At 52.5% G+C, this 14,624-nt stretch carries 16 protein-coding genes; 13 read left to right on the forward strand and 3 right to left on the reverse strand.

Going from position 1 to position 14,624, the window contains the following annotated elements:
- The first annotated feature begins 167 nt into the window (after positions 1–167).
- Both KTQ90_RS02465 and KTQ90_RS02470 read left to right on the forward strand, forming a co-directional pair.
- Positions 168–2,045, forward strand: coding sequence for a heavy metal translocating P-type ATPase (locus tag KTQ90_RS02465; protein WP_217317113.1), 1,878 nt, complete (start codon positions 168–170; stop codon positions 2,043–2,045).
- A gap of 4 nt (positions 2,046–2,049) precedes the next feature.
- Entirely contained in the window at positions 2,050–3,051 is a 1,002-nt protein-coding gene (locus KTQ90_RS02470; RefSeq protein ID WP_217317100.1) for an endonuclease/exonuclease/phosphatase family protein, read from the forward strand.
- A gap of 16 nt (positions 3,052–3,067) precedes the next feature.
- On the opposite strand, the gene KTQ90_RS02475 is transcribed toward KTQ90_RS02470, so the two are convergent.
- The 3 genes from KTQ90_RS02475 to KTQ90_RS02485 form a co-directional block, all read right to left on the reverse strand.
- On the reverse strand, positions 3,068–3,880 hold the full coding sequence (locus tag KTQ90_RS02475; RefSeq protein ID WP_217317101.1) for an N-acetylmuramic acid 6-phosphate etherase: 813 nt from the start codon (positions 3,878–3,880) through the stop codon (positions 3,068–3,070).
- Positions 3,881–3,887: 7 nt separating this feature from the next.
- Positions 3,888–4,436, reverse strand: a complete 549-nt coding sequence (gene fic, locus KTQ90_RS02480) for a protein adenylyltransferase Fic (RefSeq protein ID WP_217317102.1) — start codon at positions 4,434–4,436, stop codon at positions 3,888–3,890.
- Positions 4,437–4,667: 231 nt separating this feature from the next.
- A complete protein-coding gene (locus KTQ90_RS02485; protein WP_217317103.1) occupies positions 4,668–5,690 on the reverse strand; it encodes a lysylphosphatidylglycerol synthase transmembrane domain-containing protein in 1,023 nt (340 codons plus the stop codon).
- Between the two features lie 166 nt (positions 5,691–5,856).
- Here KTQ90_RS02485 and KTQ90_RS02490 point away from each other — a divergent pair, with 166 nt between their 5' ends.
- The 11 genes from KTQ90_RS02490 to KTQ90_RS02540 all read left to right on the forward strand — a co-directional run.
- Entirely contained in the window at positions 5,857–6,363 is a 507-nt protein-coding gene (locus tag KTQ90_RS02490; RefSeq protein WP_217317104.1) for a DMP19 family protein, read from the forward strand.
- Between the two features lie 81 nt (positions 6,364–6,444).
- A complete protein-coding gene (gene smpB / locus KTQ90_RS02495) occupies positions 6,445–6,924 on the forward strand; it encodes an SsrA-binding protein SmpB (protein WP_217317105.1) in 480 nt (159 codons plus the stop codon).
- Between the two features lie 44 nt (positions 6,925–6,968).
- The gene (gene metH, locus KTQ90_RS02500) at positions 6,969–9,734 is read left to right on the forward strand and encodes a methionine synthase (protein WP_217317106.1); all 2,766 of its coding nucleotides are present in this window, start codon (positions 6,969–6,971) and stop codon (positions 9,732–9,734) included.
- A 58-nt stretch (positions 9,735–9,792) separates the two neighbouring features.
- On the forward strand, positions 9,793–10,656 hold the full coding sequence (map, locus tag KTQ90_RS02505) for a type I methionyl aminopeptidase (RefSeq protein ID WP_007903105.1): 864 nt from the start codon (positions 9,793–9,795) through the stop codon (positions 10,654–10,656).
- 109 nt (positions 10,657–10,765) lie between these two features.
- The gene (gene tsaD / locus KTQ90_RS02510; RefSeq protein WP_217317114.1) at positions 10,766–11,788 is read left to right on the forward strand and encodes a tRNA (adenosine(37)-N6)-threonylcarbamoyltransferase complex transferase subunit TsaD; all 1,023 of its coding nucleotides are present in this window, start codon (positions 10,766–10,768) and stop codon (positions 11,786–11,788) included.
- 30 nt (positions 11,789–11,818) lie between these two features.
- Positions 11,819–12,358 carry a CinA family protein gene (locus tag KTQ90_RS02515; RefSeq protein WP_217317107.1) on the forward strand — a complete coding sequence of 180 codons (540 nt, stop codon included), beginning with the start codon at positions 11,819–11,821 and terminating at the stop codon, positions 12,356–12,358.
- 237 nt (positions 12,359–12,595) lie between these two features.
- Positions 12,596–12,859 carry a 50S ribosomal protein L28 gene (rpmB, locus tag KTQ90_RS02520; protein WP_007903116.1) on the forward strand — a complete coding sequence of 88 codons (264 nt, stop codon included), beginning with the start codon at positions 12,596–12,598 and terminating at the stop codon, positions 12,857–12,859.
- Positions 12,860–12,864: 5 nt separating this feature from the next.
- Complete coding sequence (gene rpmG, locus KTQ90_RS02525) at positions 12,865–13,056, forward strand: 50S ribosomal protein L33 (RefSeq protein WP_007903117.1); 192 nt, start codon at positions 12,865–12,867, stop codon at positions 13,054–13,056.
- Positions 13,057–13,069: 13 nt separating this feature from the next.
- Positions 13,070–13,228: a DUF4295 domain-containing protein gene (locus KTQ90_RS02530; protein WP_007903119.1), complete on the forward strand. Its 159-nt coding sequence runs from the start codon at positions 13,070–13,072 to the stop codon at positions 13,226–13,228.
- Between the two features lie 537 nt (positions 13,229–13,765).
- Positions 13,766–14,215, forward strand: coding sequence for a lytic transglycosylase domain-containing protein (locus KTQ90_RS02535; RefSeq protein ID WP_217317108.1), 450 nt, complete (start codon positions 13,766–13,768; stop codon positions 14,213–14,215).
- 153 nt (positions 14,216–14,368) lie between these two features.
- Positions 14,369–14,624: ISAon1 family transposase N-terminal region protein (locus KTQ90_RS02540; RefSeq protein WP_217317109.1), on the forward strand; the 256-nt coding region annotated here is incomplete at its 3' end.

Genomic DNA, 14,624 nt, shown 5'->3' on the forward strand with positions numbered 1-14,624 from the left:
TGCAGTGTTCAAAAATAAAAGTAGGAATGTTTTAAAATAAAAGTAAAATGGAACAGGAACACAATTGTCATACCCACGACTGCGGTTGTGGGCATTGTAACGAGCATCATCACGAACATGAGCATCACGAGCATGGACATAATCATCACCACCATGAGCATGACGGCATGAAGCGCACACTGCTGCTTATCGTTCTTACTACGTTGCTGCTTATCGGCGCAGTTGTTGTTGAGAAGTATTGCGCTCTACCTACGTGGCAGTTGTTGCTGGTTTATCTCGTGCCTTATCTTCTTATCGGTCACGATACGCTGAAGGAAGCATTTGAGGGCATCGTCCGCGGCGACATGTTCAACGAGCATTTCCTTATGTCTGTCGCCACAGTCGGTGCGCTCTGCATCGGTTTCCTGCCAGGTGCCGAAACCGAGTTTCCCGAAGCAGTCTTCGTGATGCTATTCTTCCAGATAGGCGAACTGTTTGAAGGCTATGCCGAGGGCAAGAGTCGCGACAGCATATCCCACCTTATGGATATACGTCCCGACACGGCGTCCGTAGAGCGCGGCGGCGAACTCGTCGTTGTCTCGCCGTCTGATGTGCAGGTTGGCGAGACGATAGTGATAAAGCCAGGCGAGAAAGTGGCGCTGGACGGACGCGTCGTAGAAGGCGAGTCGTCGCTCAACACCGTTGCGCTCACCGGCGAGTCGGTGCCGTGTGATGTTGCGAAGGACGACGAGGTCGTATCTGGCTGCGTGAACCTTACCGGTGTGCTCCGCGTGCAGACCACAAAGAGCTTCGGCGAGAGCACCGTGTCGAAGATAATCAGTCTGGTGGAGAGCGCCAACGAACATAAGTCGCACAGCGAGTCGTTCATCGCCCGCTTTGCGCACGTCTACACCCCGATTGTCGTCTTTGCAGCCCTGCTACTTGCCGTTGTTCCGCCGTTGTTCGCGTCGGGCGGCTTCGTCGATTCGTTCGCCGTATGGTTGCATCGAGCGCTCATCTTCCTTGTCGTTTCGTGTCCGTGTGCATTGGTCATCAGTGTGCCGCTCACGTTCTTCGGCGGATTGGGTGGTGCGTCGCGCCGCGGAATACTCGTCAAGGGCAGCAACTATATGGACGCATTGGCTAAGCTCGGCGTTGTGGTGTTCGACAAGACCGGCACGCTCACATACGGCGAGTTTGCCGTAGAGGCGGTGCATCCAACGGAGTTCGATGCTCACGAACTGCTTCATCTGGCTGCGCATGTAGAGCACTTCTCTACGCATCCTATCGGAGCCGCCCTGCGCGACGCTTTTCCGCAGGAGGCTCACGACGGCTGCAAGATAACCGACATCGAGGAAGTGGCTGGTCAGGGCGTGCGTGCCAATGTGGGTGGTCGAATCGTCTGTGTCGGCAACGAAAAGATGATGGAGACGGTAGGCGCTGCGTGGCACAAATGCCATCGTGTAGGCACTATAATACATGTGGCTGTAGACGGCAAGTATGTCGGACATATCGTCATCAACGATCATATAAAGGACGACTCAGCCGAGGCTGTAAGCGCATTGTGTAAGGTGGGTGTTGAGCGCACCGTTATGCTTACGGGCGACCGCGATGAGGTGGCTAAGGATGTAGCCGAGCGTGTAGGCATTGAAGAATATCACGCAGGTTTGCTGCCTACGGATAAGGTTTCGCAGGTAGAACGCCTGCTGAACGAGAAGAAAGCGGATGCTACGCTTGCGTTCGTCGGCGACGGCATCAACGATGCGCCCGTGCTGAAGCGTGCCGACATCGGCATCGCTATGGGCGCTTTGGGTAGCGATGCGGCTATAGAGGCAGCCGACGTGGTGCTGATGGACGACAAACCGTCGAAGATTGCCCTCGCCGTGGCTATCGCACGCCGCACGATAGGCATCGCTCGTCAGAACGTGTGGTTTGCCATCGGCGTTAAGGTGGCGATACTGCTGTTTGCAGCCTTCGGTATGGGTACAATGTGGATGGCTGTATTCGCCGATGTGGGTGTTACGGTGCTCGCTGTGTTGAACGCCATGAGGGCATTAAAAGTCTGAGCCTATGTCTTTGTCTGTATTGTTGGTGTCGCTCTTCACGTTCGTGCAGTTCAACTGTGAGAACCTCTTCGATTGTCAGCACGACTCGCTGAAGAACGACGTGGCGTTTCTGCCCGACGGGTCGTACCATTGGACACCTTTCCGCTATTGGCGCAAGCTGAACCGCGTGGGGCAGACCATCGTGTCGTGCGGCGATAGGGTAGGCGGTGCTGGAACTCAGGCTGCTGAAGATTTCTCCGTTACAGAAGAGTCTGTTGCCAGCTGGCGTTTGCCCGATATGGTGGCGTTGTGTGAGGTGGAGAACGACTCCGTGATGCGCGACCTTACGAAGCGTTCGCTCCTGCGCACCGCACGTTATGAGTATGTTGTCACCGACTCGCCCGATGCGCGCGGCATAGATGTGGCGTTGATGTATTCGCCGTTTTCGTTCCGCTTGCTTAATAGTAGGGCGGTGCGCATAACGCCCGTACGTGATATGTCGCCGACGCGCGACCTGCTGTATGCGTCGGGTGTGGTTATGTCGGGCGACACGCTGCACGTCATCGTAGCCCACCTGCCGAGCAGGCGTGGCGGCGAGCAGCTCTCGCGTCCGTTCCGCCGTGTGGTGGCTGAGAAGATACGCGCCGTAGCCGACTCCGTTAGGGCAGTTGCGGCTGCGGCGAAGATAATCGTAGCTGGCGACTTCAACGATTACGCCAAGTCGGAGAGCGTGCGCCTCGTTTGTGCCGACGGCTTCACCGATGTGTCGGCTGAGGCTGTGGGGCAGAACGGCGCCCGCGCTACATATAAGTATCATGGCGAGTGGCGCAGTCTCGACCACATCCTCGTCAGCACGAGTCTGTTGCCGTCGGTGCGCTCCTGCCGTGTTCACGACGCAAGGTTTCTGCTCACCGACGACGAGAAGTATGGCGGTGTTCAGCCACGCCGCAACTATCTCGGTCCGCGGTGGCTCGATGGTTTCAGCGACCATCTGCCTCTTGTCGCAGAGTTCACCTTAGACGAGTAAAGGTGTCAGCGATTGTTCAAAGCTTTTGCTCCTCAGCCTTCTTCACGCTACCAGCCTTCAGAATAAGCGCCTTCGCTTCCTCGTAGTCGGTGTATTGCGGGTTGCGCTCCATGAAAATCCTCACGGCGCGGTCAATCAGCTTGTTGTTTATCAGTTTGGCGTTCACCATCTTGTTGCCCTCAACACGTCCGAGGCGTATCTGCACCGTGGTGCTTATCATGTCAAAGATGAGCTTCTGCGATGTGCCAGCCTTCATGCGCGTGCTTCCCGTCACGAACTCCGGTCCGGTTATCACCTCTACTGGATAGTCGGCTTCGGCAGCGATGGGCGAGTTGGGGTTGTTCACGATGCAGCCCGTCGTTATGCCAGCTGTGCGGCAGTGGCGGAGCGCTGCGAGCACGAATGGCGTAGTGCCACTTGCCGAGACGCCCACCACGATGTCGTCGTTAGAGACGTGCTTGTCGAGAAGTTGCTGCCAACTGTTCTCCGTGTCGTCCTCTCTTGACTCGCGTGTCTGCGTCAGGCAGCCGATGCCGCCTGGGAACACGGCTTGTATCTGCGTTCCGTCTGTGCCGTACGTGTTCTGCACCTCGATGGTGTCGAGTGTAGCCAGTCGTCCGCCAGTGCCGCATCCCACGTAGAACAGTCGTCCGCCGTTCTTCAGTTTGCGTTCCACCGCTTCTATTAGTCTGTTTATAGCCGGCAGCGCCTTTCCTATAGCCGCCGGCACCGTCATATTCTCGTTGTTTATGTCCGCTGTCAGCTGCTCCACGCTCATCTGTTCCAGATTGTCGTAGTGCGATGGTTGCTCTGTGATTCGTTTGTCCATATTGTTTTTACTTCTCATACCCCTCATAGTAATAGCTCTGTTCGATGCCCTTGCTAATCACTTCTCTGTTCTCGGTGTCTTCGGTTAGGTTCTGACTGAGCAGGAAGCGTAATTCGAGGTCGTTGATGGGGGAGCGTTCCATGGCAGAGAGGTATTGGTCTTTGTCAACGAACTGCCAGTTGACCACTTTGCCCAGCGTACGTTTCAGCATCATGTCGAGCCAGATGCGTGTGGCGCGTCCGTTGCCCTCCATAAAAGGGTGGCAGACGTTCATCTCCACGTACTTCTCGATGATGTGTTCGAATGTGTCTTCAGGCATCTTTTCGACGGCTGAGAGGGCGGCTTGTAGATAGAGCGAGTTGGCAAAGCGAAAGCCTCCTTTGGCGATGTTCTTCTCGCGAATGGTGCCGGCGAATGGGTACAGACCTTCAAACAGATAGCGATGTATCTGCTGAAGACCTGCTGCTGTGCCTACGGGGATGTTGTTAATGTCGCCCGACTCGAAGAGGCGGTGGGCGTTATGTAGCGACTTTTCGTCTATCTCTTTTGTTGTCATAATGCTGTTGTTTGACCACAAAGTTACGAAAAATAAATGAAAATATATGCACTTGTGCTCTGCAATCTCTGCACTTATGTCGTCGTATCGCGTTCGGTGTCCGATCGGGTTGCGTTCGGTGTCCGATCAGATTGCGTCCGCCGCCCGATCAGATTGCGTTCGGTGTCCAATCGGATTGCGTTCGGTGCACGATGAAAGAGTGTGGGGCGGAATAGATCAGAAGTGCTACTTCTACAGTTTCTTTCCTATCCACTTGGGCAGCACAATGGTGCCCATTACGAGGAACGGGTAGTAGAAGATGGCTCTCCAGAGCATTGCTGCGAGGATGGCTACCGAGGCATCGGGCAGATAGTCGGCGTAATAGAGGCGGAACATCAGTTCGGCTACGCCGCTGCCGCCGGGCGTGGGGCTGAGTATTGATATCATCCACATCACCCATTGTCGGCACCAGGCTATGAGCATGTCGCCCTGGCATTGGAAGGCGAAGAGTATGGCGGCTACGATGGCGAAGCGGGCGAGCCATGCTACGGAGGTGTAGCCCATGAGACGCAGCCAGAAGCGGCTGCCTTCGAGCTTTGCCTCCTGCGAGGCTAAGGTCATATCGTTGGAGAACCGCTCTATTTTCGGCAGGAACCTGCGCAGACCCGGTATCTTGCAGCACGCTTTCAGCACCCAGCCCAGAATCTGCGGTCGGTGGAGCAGTAGCACGTACAGTATGGCTGTCCATGCGGCTACGATGAGTGTGCTTATGAGGAAGACGACGTGTATGCCGCCCTTCAGCCATTCGCTTGACACGGTGGCACCTACGTCGCTTGCGGTGCAGAACAGCTGGTCGGAGGGCACGCACAGATAGAGCACGCAGCAGCTGATGGCGAGGAAGGCTTCGTCGGCAAGCAGGGCTGCGAACATGGTGAAGATGCTTCTGCCCATGGTCACGCCCTCGCGGTTGAGATATACGAACGCCAGTCCGCTGCCGCCTACTGCGGAGGGAGTGACGGCGGAGGTGAACTCGCAGAGCACGTTGATGCGGAAACTTTGTGAGAGCGAGAGCTTGCGCTGGCAGAGGTAGCGGAAGCGCAGCGTGTACATAAGGTTCTGGATGGCGAAAAGGAGCACGGCGATGCCCGTCCCGGCGAAGAATTGCGGGGACAGGTGTATCTTGCTCAGGGCGTCAAGGTCGAACTCTCTTATCATCATTCCGGCAATCACCACGAGTCCGATTGATGCCGCCAGCCATAAGTGCCATTTTTTCATTCTGTGTGAGTGTGATTTTGTTTGTGCTATGTATGCAAATTTACACAATTTATTTTGTATTGTGTTCGATTTGCACTAACTTTTGATAAGTTAGGCTGCATCTCAACAATAAAAATAAATGCATTTATTTTGTATTGTCTTCGATTTGCACTAACTTTGCATAATTATGATAGAAGTGAAAGTAAAAGACGCTGCTCTGCGTGAAGCGGCGATGCAAGATATGGATGCTTTCCTCGGCGTGTTTATCAACGCTACGAAGGAGGCTATTGGCGGCGAACTCAACGCTGAGAATATGCAGCAGCTGAGTGTGGCGCAGATTACGTTGCTGGCTTACGACATCCTGCACGAGGAGGTGATGGACGGCGGATTCGTGCAGCTCATCTACAACGGATACGGCGGATTCATCTTCGACAATCCGTTTGCGAAGGTGCTGCGCGATTGGGGCTTGCGCGACCTCGCGAAGATGCTCTTCGCCGTGCGCAAGCTCTACAAGGAGTACGGCGAGAAGATACAGCGCGAGTGCAGCGACGACGAGTTCATGGCTATGTTCGAGCAGTTCCCCGAGTTCGACGATTACGATGACGAGTTCGTGGAGAACGAGGAGGACTGGACAGAGGCTGTGGCTCGCTATGTAGACGAACACATAGAGGAGTTCGTCGTTATTGAGGAATAAAAAACAAGAGAGTAGAGTCGGCGGCGCAGGGGCGTCAGGCTGTTGTCAGCTATGCCCGCGGCGTCAGGCTACAAGACGATTATGAACAAGGAACAGGAACTCATTAGAAAGAAAAGTCCGGTGAGCATACGCAACAAGAAGGCTTCGTTCGAATACTTCTTCGTTGATACATATACCGCAGGTATTGTGCTTACGGGCACCGAGATAAAGTCGATCAGACTCGGAAAGGCGAGTCTGGTTGACACTTTCTGCTATATAAACAACGGCGAGGTGTGGGTGAAAGGCATGAACATTTCGCCATATTTCTACGGATCGTTCAGCAACCACGAGGCACGCCGCGACCGCAAGCTGCTGCTCACACGCCGCGAGATATCCAAGCTCGAGGCGGCAACCAAGCAGCCCGGCTTCACCATTGTGCCCATACTCGTGTTCATCGACGACCACGGACGCGCCAAGGTGGATGTTGCGCTCTGTCGCGGTAAGAAGGAGTACGACAAGCGTCAGACTCTGAAAGAGAAGGAAGACCGTCGTGAGATGGACCGCGCGATGAAACACTATTAAAAAAATGTAAACGCTTGTTTAGGTAAGAAGATTCGTTTAGGAAGATGATAAAGACTTTAGAGGATATAGTCAGAGACAGAATACTAATACTCGACGGTGCGATGGGCACCATGATACAGCAATACGCGCTGACCGAAGAGGACTTCCGTGGCTACCGCTATCGCAAGACGCCGGGACTGATGAAGGGCAACAACGACATGCTCAACATCACGCGCCCCGACGTGGTGAGCGACATCCACCGCAAGTATCTGGAGGCAGGCGCCGACATAATAACCACGAACACGTTCAGTTCGCAGCGCATTTCGCAAGCCGACTACCACTTGGAGGAGTCAGCACGCGAGATGGCTTTTGCCGGAGCACGATTGGCACGCAAGGCTGCCGACGAGTTTGCTACCGCCGACCGTCCGCGCTTCGTGGCTGGCTCGGTGGGTCCTACGAACAAGACCTGCTCTATGAGCCCCGACGTGAGCAATCCGGCTGCACGCGAAATCGACTATCTGACGCTCTACGACGTCTATCTCGAACAGATAGAGGCGCTCGTGGAGGGTGGGGTGGACGCCGTACTCATAGAGACGGTGTTCGACACGCTCAACGCCAAGGCTGCCATCGATGCCACGATGGAGGCTGAGCGCCGTAGCGGCAAACGCCTGCCCATAATGCTCAGCATCACCGTGAGCGACCTCGCAGGCAGAACGCTCAGCGGACAGACGCTGGAGGCTGTGCTGGCAAGCGTGAGCAGTTATCCGCTTTTCTCTATCGGACTCAACTGCTCGTTCGGCGCGCCGCAGATGAAACCGTTCCTGAAAGAACTGGCGCGAAAGTCACCTTATTATATTAGTGCATATCCCAACGCCGGTCTGCCCAACAGTATGGGCGAATACGACGAGACGGCAGAGTCGATGGCTCCGCAGATGAAGGAGTACGTGGACGAGGGGCTGGTGAACATCATAGGTGGCTGCTGCGGCACAACCGAGAAGTTCATTGCCGAGTATGCAAAGATTGTAGAAGGCAAGCAGCCGCACACGCCGCAGCCGAAGTCGCAGACCATGTGGCTCAGCGGACTGGAGCTGCTCGACGTGACGCCCGACATACGCTTCGTCAACGTTGGCGAGCGCTGCAACGTGGCAGGTTCGCGCAAGTTTCTGCGCCTTATAAACGAAAAGAATTACGACGAGGCGGTCAGCATAGCACGCAAGCAGGTGGCTGACGGAGCCTTGGTGATAGACGTAAACATGGACGACGGTCTGCTCGACGCACGCGAGGAGATGCGCACGTTCCTTAATATAATAGCCTCGGAGCCCGACATAGCAAAGGTGCCGGTGATGATCGACTCGTCTAAATGGGACGTAATCACAGCCGGACTGCAATGTGTGCAGGGCAAGGCGATAGTCAACTCAATCTCGCTGAAGGAAGGCGAGGAGGTGTTCCTCAGTCATGCACGCGACGTGATGCGCTACGGCGCAGCCGTCGTGGTGATGTGCTTCGACGAGAAAGGACAGGCTACCACATACGAGCGACGCATAGAGATAGCCGAGCGCGCTTACCGCCTGCTCACGGAGAAGGTGGGCATGAACCCGCTCGACATCATCTTCGACCCTAACGTGCTTGCCATAGCTACCGGCATGAGCGAGCACGACAACTATGCGCTCGACTTCATACGCGCTACCGAGTGGATTCGCAAGAACCTGCCAGGCGCGCATATCAGCGGCGGTGTGAGCAACCTCTCGTTCTCGTTCCGCGGCAACAACTACATACGCGAGGCGATGCACGCCGTGTTCCTCTATCACGCCATTGGCAAGGGCATGGACTTCGGCATCGTCAATCCGGCTACGAAGGTGGCGTACGGCGACATTCCTACAGACCAGCTCGAGATTCTTGAGGACGTGGTGCTCAACCGCAGAGCCGACGCTTCGGAGCGTCTTGTGGATCTCGCGGAGAAGATAAAGCTGCAGCAGGAAGCGCTGAAGAACGGAGCGGCTGCGGGCGCTACTACAGCTACGGCTGCCGAACCGGAGTGGCGCAAGGCTGATGTGGCTGAGCGTTTGTCTACGGCTCTCGTGAAGGGCGTAGCCGACTATATGGATGCCGACCTGCAGGAGGCGCTCGCTGCGTATCCGAAGGCGGTGGACATAATAGAGGGTCCGCTCATGGCGGGCATGAACAAGGTGGGCGAACTCTTCGGTTGCGGCAAGATGTTCCTGCCGCAGGTCGTAAAGACTGCGCGCACGATGAAGAAGGCGGTGGCTATTCTGCAGCCGTACATCGAGGCTGACAAGAAGGAAGGCACAACGACTGCCGGCAAGGTGCTCATGGCTACCGTGAAGGGCGATGTGCACGACATCGGCAAGAACATCGTTGATGTGGTTATGTCGTGCAACAACTACGAGGTGATTGACCTCGGAGTGATGGTGCCGGCTGAGCAGATTGTGAAGAAGGCTGTGGCTGAGAACGTAGACATGATTGGTCTCAGCGGACTCATTACGCCGAGTCTGGAGGAGATGGTGAACGTGGCTACAGAGATGGAACACGCGGGGCTCGACCTGCCTATTATGGTGGGCGGCGCTACGACGTCGGAGATGCACGTGGCGCTGAAGATTGCGCCCGTCTACAGCGGCATCGTGGTGTGGGTGAAGGACGCTGCGCAGAACCCGCTTGTGGCGCAGCGACTGATGAACGCCGACGACCGCAAGAAGTTCAAAGCCGAACTGGACGACCGCTATGCTCGTCTGCGCGAGGAGTATGCTGCGCTTCAGCAGAAACTCTCGTCGCTCGATGAGGCTCGCAAGAATAAACTCAATTTGTTTGAGTAAACTTAATTCGTTAGAATAAAAATACTTCCCACGTGGTTGGGGCTTTAATATAATTATTATGGTATTCAAGAAGAAAAGAGTTTGGCACTGTCTGCCTGGACAGGAGCCGACAGAACTTGACAAAAGAGTAATGTATTGGGAGAACAAGGGTAAGGAGGTGCCGTCGCGCGACCTTATCAAGACTCCTGAACAGATAGAAGGCATACGCCGCAGCGGTGTGGTGAACACCGGTGTGCTCGACGAGGTGGCTAAGCATATTCATGCTGGCATGAACACTCTCGAGATCGACCAGATATGCTACGACTACTGTACAGCACATGGCGCTGTGCCGGCTTGTCTCAACTACGAGGGCTTCCCGAAGAGTGTCTGCACAAGTATCAACGAGGTGGTGTGCCACGGCATTCCGAAGGAAGAGGATGTTCTGCAGGAGGGCGACATCGTGAATGTCGACTTCACTACTATCCTCGACGGCTACTATGCCGACGCTTCGCGTATGTTCATCATCGGAAAGACAACGCCAGAGAAGGAGCAGCTGGTGCGTGTGGCTAAGGAGTGCTTGGAGATTGGCATGGAGGCGGCTAAGCCTTACAGCTTCGTGGGCGACATCGGTCACGCTATCCAGAAGCACGCCGACAAGTATCACTACGGCATCGTGCGCGACCTCTGCGGTCATGGCGTAGGATTGAAGTTCCACGAGAAGCCCGACGTGATGCACTACGGACACAAGGGCACGGGCATGCTGCTTGTGCCGGGCATGGTGTTCACAATCGAGCCGATGGTGAACATGGGCACATGGAAGGTGTTCATCGACGCCGACGACGAGTATGGCTGGGAGGTGATCTCGGGCGACGAGAAGCCGAGCGCACAGTGGGAGCATACATTTGTTATGACTGAACACGGCGTAGAGATATTGACACATTAATGTTTGTTGAATTATTAATTATTAATTTTTAATTATTAATTGGCTTGCGCCACGATAATTAATAATTAGAACAATAAGATAATTAATAATTAATAATTGGAAATTAATAATTAAGAAAATGTATATATTAGGTATAGAGAGCAGCTGCGACGATACAAGTGCTGCAGTGCTCAACGACAACATATTGCTGAGCAACGTAACGGCTTCTCAGGATGTACACCGCGAGTATGGCGGTGTGGTGCCCGAGCTTGCATCGCGTGCTCATCAGCAGAATATCGTGCCGGTGGTGGACGCTGCGCTGAAGCGTGCCGGCATCACAAAGGAGCAGCTGTCGGCTGTGGCTTTCACACGCGGACCGGGTCTTATGGGTTCGTTGCTCGTGGGCGTGAGCTTCACAAAGGGCTTCGCGCGCAGTCTGGGCATACCGATGATAGACGTAAACCATTTGCAGGGTCACGTGATGGCTCACTTCATAAAGGAGAAGCCTGAGGACACTACGCCGCCGTTCCCGTTCATCTGTCTGCTCGTGTCGGGCGGCAACTCGCAGATTGTGAAGGTGAACGCCTACAACGATATGGAGGTGCTCGGACAGACTATCGACGACGCAGCAGGAGAGGCTATCGACAAGTGTTCGAAGGTGATGGGCTTGGGCTATCCCGGCGGTCCTATCATCGACCGTCTGGCGCGTCAGGGCAATCCGCAGGCGTACAAGTTCTCTGAGCCGCACATACCGGGCTTGGACTACAGTTTCAGCGGATTGAAGACATCGTTTCTTTACAGTCTGCGCAAGTGGATTCAGGACGATCCCGACTTCATTGAGCATCACAAGAACGACCTCGCAGCGAGTCTTGAGTTCACCATCGTTGACATTCTGATGAAGAAGTTGCGTCTTGCCGTCAAGCAGACCGGCATCAAGCATGTGGCTGTTGCGGGCGGCGTGTCTGCCAACAACGGACTGCGTAACGCTTTCCGCGACCATGCGAAGCGCTATGGCTGGACAATCTATATCCCGAAGTTCAGCTATACGACGGATAATGCGGCGATGATTGGCGTCACAGGATACTATAAATTCCTCGACAAGGACTTCTGTTCGATAGACAAGCCGGCGTTCAGTAAGGTAACATTCAAATAGTTAATAATCACAAACAAAAAGAAATACAAAATGGAATTTGAAAAGAAAATACTTAGTCGCGAGATACAGCAGTTTCTTTATGGCTCAGGCCTCACAGTAGGTTCGGCAGAGAGCTGCACAGGCGGACGCATCGCAGAGTCGATAATCGCTGTTCCGGGTGCTTCAACCTACTTCAAGGGTGGCGTCATCTCATACACCAACGAGGTGAAGGAGAACTTGCTCGGCGTAGACCACAATCTGCTTGAGGAGAAGACTGCTGTGTGCGAGGAAGTGGCTAAGGAGATGGTGAAGGGTGCTATCAAGGCTCTCAACGTCGACTTCGCTATTGCGTCTACCGGCACGGCAGGTCCTGGCGGTGGCACGGCAGCAATCCCCGTTGGTACAATCTGGCTCGCATGCGGCAACGCTGAAAACATCGTTACCATGAAACTTACTGAGGATTATGGTCGCGACATCAACCTCGCTATCGCTACGAGCAAGGCTCTCCAGATGTTCATCGGCTATCTGAAGGAGAATATGCCGAAGGCAAAGGAAGAGGGTGTTGCGCCGAAGATTCCTGTTACGGAGTAGAAAGGTGTTGCTCTTGCGATTTCCTGTGACGGGGTAGGGAGGTGCGCTTTGTGTGCCTTTCAAGCTCAAAAACTGGTAAAAATCAGCACAATAGCACATAAAATGCGACTGAAAACAAAAAAAACATTAAATACTCAACTTTATTTAAAGGAATGTTTTGCGGTTTCGAAAAAAGTCGTTAATTTTGCACCCTGTTTGGAATAGGTATCAAAAACGAATACAAAAAAGAAGATAGAAATGTCGAAAATTTGTCAGATTACGGGAAAAAAAGCCCAGATAGGTAACAACGTATCACACTCAAAGCATCGCACAAAGCGTTCTTTCGATGTGAACTTGTTCAGCAAGAAGTTCTACTATGTAGAGGAAGGTTGCTGGATTAGCCTCAAAATTAGCGCAGCGGGTCTGCGTCTCATCAACAAAGTGGGCTTGGACGCTGCCCTCAAGCAGGCTGTGTCTAAAGGCTATTGTGACTGGAGTGACATTAAAGTAATAGGAGAATAAAGTAAATGGCATCAAAGAAAGCAAAGGGCAACAGAGTTCAGGTAATTCTCGAGTGCACCGAAATGAAGAATAGCGGTCAGCCTGGTACAAGCCGTTACGTGACTACCAAGAATCGTAAGAACACTCCTGACCGTATGGAATTAATGAAGTATAACCCCATCCTTAAGAAGATGACTCTTCACAAGGAGATTAAGTAATAATACATAGACTATGGCAAAGAAAGCGGTCGCTACCCTCCGTGAAGGTTCTATGGATGGTCGCGCATACACAAAGGTTATCAAGATGGTACGTAGCCCGAAGACTGGCGCTTACGTATTTGACGAGCGTATGGTTGCCAATGAGGCAGTAAAGGACTTTTTCAAGAAGTAATATTCTAAAAGTTTAGATATGATAGGATGCGTTGAATTTACGTTCAACGCATCCTTTTTTTTGTTTGGTGTGGCGCTTTTTTTTATTTGGTGTGGCGCAGGCTGAGCTGGTACGCCCTTTTTTAAATCTCTATAAAGTACCAGTAGCATCTCTATAAAATCTCGGTAATATCTCCGGAAGTAGTAGTTATATCATTGATTTTCAAGCTATTGGCATCTCTAAAAAACATTAAAAAACCTTTAGCGCTTAAGCCTAAACTTGCACAATTCAAGAATTTTGTGTAATTTTGCACACGATAAGAAAAAAGGATAGCGCATGCTTGTTGTTTTAGTGAGGCTATCTGAAAGTATCTAACGGAGTTTTGATATGCGTATGAATTGGTTTCATCGCCTATCATGGACGCTGTTTCCGGTGAACACTTCTTCTGTTGTGTTTTGAAGAAGTAGAAGCTCTACATTGATATAACGTTTGTTCCGGGGTGGAAGAGGTGTTGTATGTGTTTAAGGGGATGGGTTCGGGCTTCACAAACAAATTAACATGATTAGAATTTTTAGAATTGTATTATTTTTAGTATGTGTATTTGGGGTAATACCCGCGATGTATGCGGAGAAAACAGTAGAAAAAAGCACTGTTAGCACAGCAAATTTTGATTGGGAACCTGTGATGAAGGCAATCATTCAGGTTGAGAGCGAGGGCAACACAAAGGCCGTAAGAGGCAAGTCGTGTGGTGCAATGCAGATTACACCGATCCTCGTAGCAGAGTGTAACAACATTTTGAAAGGACGCAACAGCAAGACGCGTTACACACTTCGTGACCGTTTCAATCTCGAGAAGTCGAAAGAGATGTTCTTGCTTATGCAGTCGGAATTTAATCCAGGTAATAACGTGGAGAAAGCCATTCGTGCTTGGAATGGTGGCAACAATTACAACAAGAAGCGCACTCAAAGATACTTTGAGAAGGTGATGAAAGAGTTGAAAAAGCAATAAACTTTAATGATAGACGCTCTGCAAGGCTTGTTCTTGCAGGGCGTTTTATTTTTCTTCGCTTGATATAGAACAAGTGTAGGGCGCAATGCTGGCTCACCCGATATATCTAGGGGAAAGCTTTTTGATTCTATAGAAAATTTATACCTTTGTGCCATGAACAATCAAGGATTATTAGCATTGGCACAGTTAATTCTGCCATCAGAGATACTTACAAATTTTGAAGTAGTACGTGTAGAAGAAGAGGCTTCCCTTATTCGCATCTATCTTGACGAATCGGTTAAGGTAGAATATAAAGAGAACCCAGAGATTGAATCCAAAGGGTTCTGTGAAGCCGTAACCATACGTGACTTCCCTATTCGCGACAAAGGTGTTGATCTAATCGTCAGAAGACGCAAATGGTACGACAAGC

It is taken from the genome of Leyella stercorea (assembly GCF_019052365.1).
Classification (GTDB): Bacteria; Bacteroidota; Bacteroidia; order Bacteroidales; family Bacteroidaceae; genus Prevotella.

Excerpts from the sequence above, each read along its gene's own strand:
- KTQ90_RS02465 (WP_217317113.1), top strand. The coding sequence starts at position 168 with ATGAAGCGCACACTGCTGCTTATCGTTCTTACTACGTTGCTGCTTATC.
- KTQ90_RS02470 (WP_217317100.1), top strand. The coding sequence starts at position 2,050 with ATGTCTTTGTCTGTATTGTTGGTGTCGCTCTTCACGTTCGTGCAGTTC.
- KTQ90_RS02475 (WP_217317101.1), bottom strand. The coding sequence starts at position 3,880 with ATGGACAAACGAATCACAGAGCAACCATCGCACTACGACAATCTGGAA.
- fic (WP_217317102.1), bottom strand. The coding sequence starts at position 4,436 with ATGACAACAAAAGAGATAGACGAAAAGTCGCTACATAACGCCCACCGC.
- KTQ90_RS02485 (WP_217317103.1), bottom strand. The coding sequence starts at position 5,690 with ATGAAAAAATGGCACTTATGGCTGGCGGCATCAATCGGACTCGTGGTG.
- KTQ90_RS02490 (WP_217317104.1), top strand. The coding sequence starts at position 5,857 with ATGATAGAAGTGAAAGTAAAAGACGCTGCTCTGCGTGAAGCGGCGATG.
- smpB (WP_217317105.1), top strand. The coding sequence starts at position 6,445 with ATGAACAAGGAACAGGAACTCATTAGAAAGAAAAGTCCGGTGAGCATA.
- metH (WP_217317106.1), top strand. The coding sequence starts at position 6,969 with ATGATAAAGACTTTAGAGGATATAGTCAGAGACAGAATACTAATACTC.
- map (WP_007903105.1), top strand. The coding sequence starts at position 9,793 with ATGGTATTCAAGAAGAAAAGAGTTTGGCACTGTCTGCCTGGACAGGAG.
- KTQ90_RS02515 (WP_217317107.1), top strand. The coding sequence starts at position 11,819 with ATGGAATTTGAAAAGAAAATACTTAGTCGCGAGATACAGCAGTTTCTT.
- rpmB (WP_007903116.1), top strand. The coding sequence starts at position 12,596 with ATGTCGAAAATTTGTCAGATTACGGGAAAAAAAGCCCAGATAGGTAAC.
- rpmG (WP_007903117.1), top strand. The coding sequence starts at position 12,865 with ATGGCATCAAAGAAAGCAAAGGGCAACAGAGTTCAGGTAATTCTCGAG.
- KTQ90_RS02530 (WP_007903119.1), top strand. The coding sequence starts at position 13,070 with ATGGCAAAGAAAGCGGTCGCTACCCTCCGTGAAGGTTCTATGGATGGT.
- KTQ90_RS02535 (WP_217317108.1), top strand. The coding sequence starts at position 13,766 with ATGATTAGAATTTTTAGAATTGTATTATTTTTAGTATGTGTATTTGGG.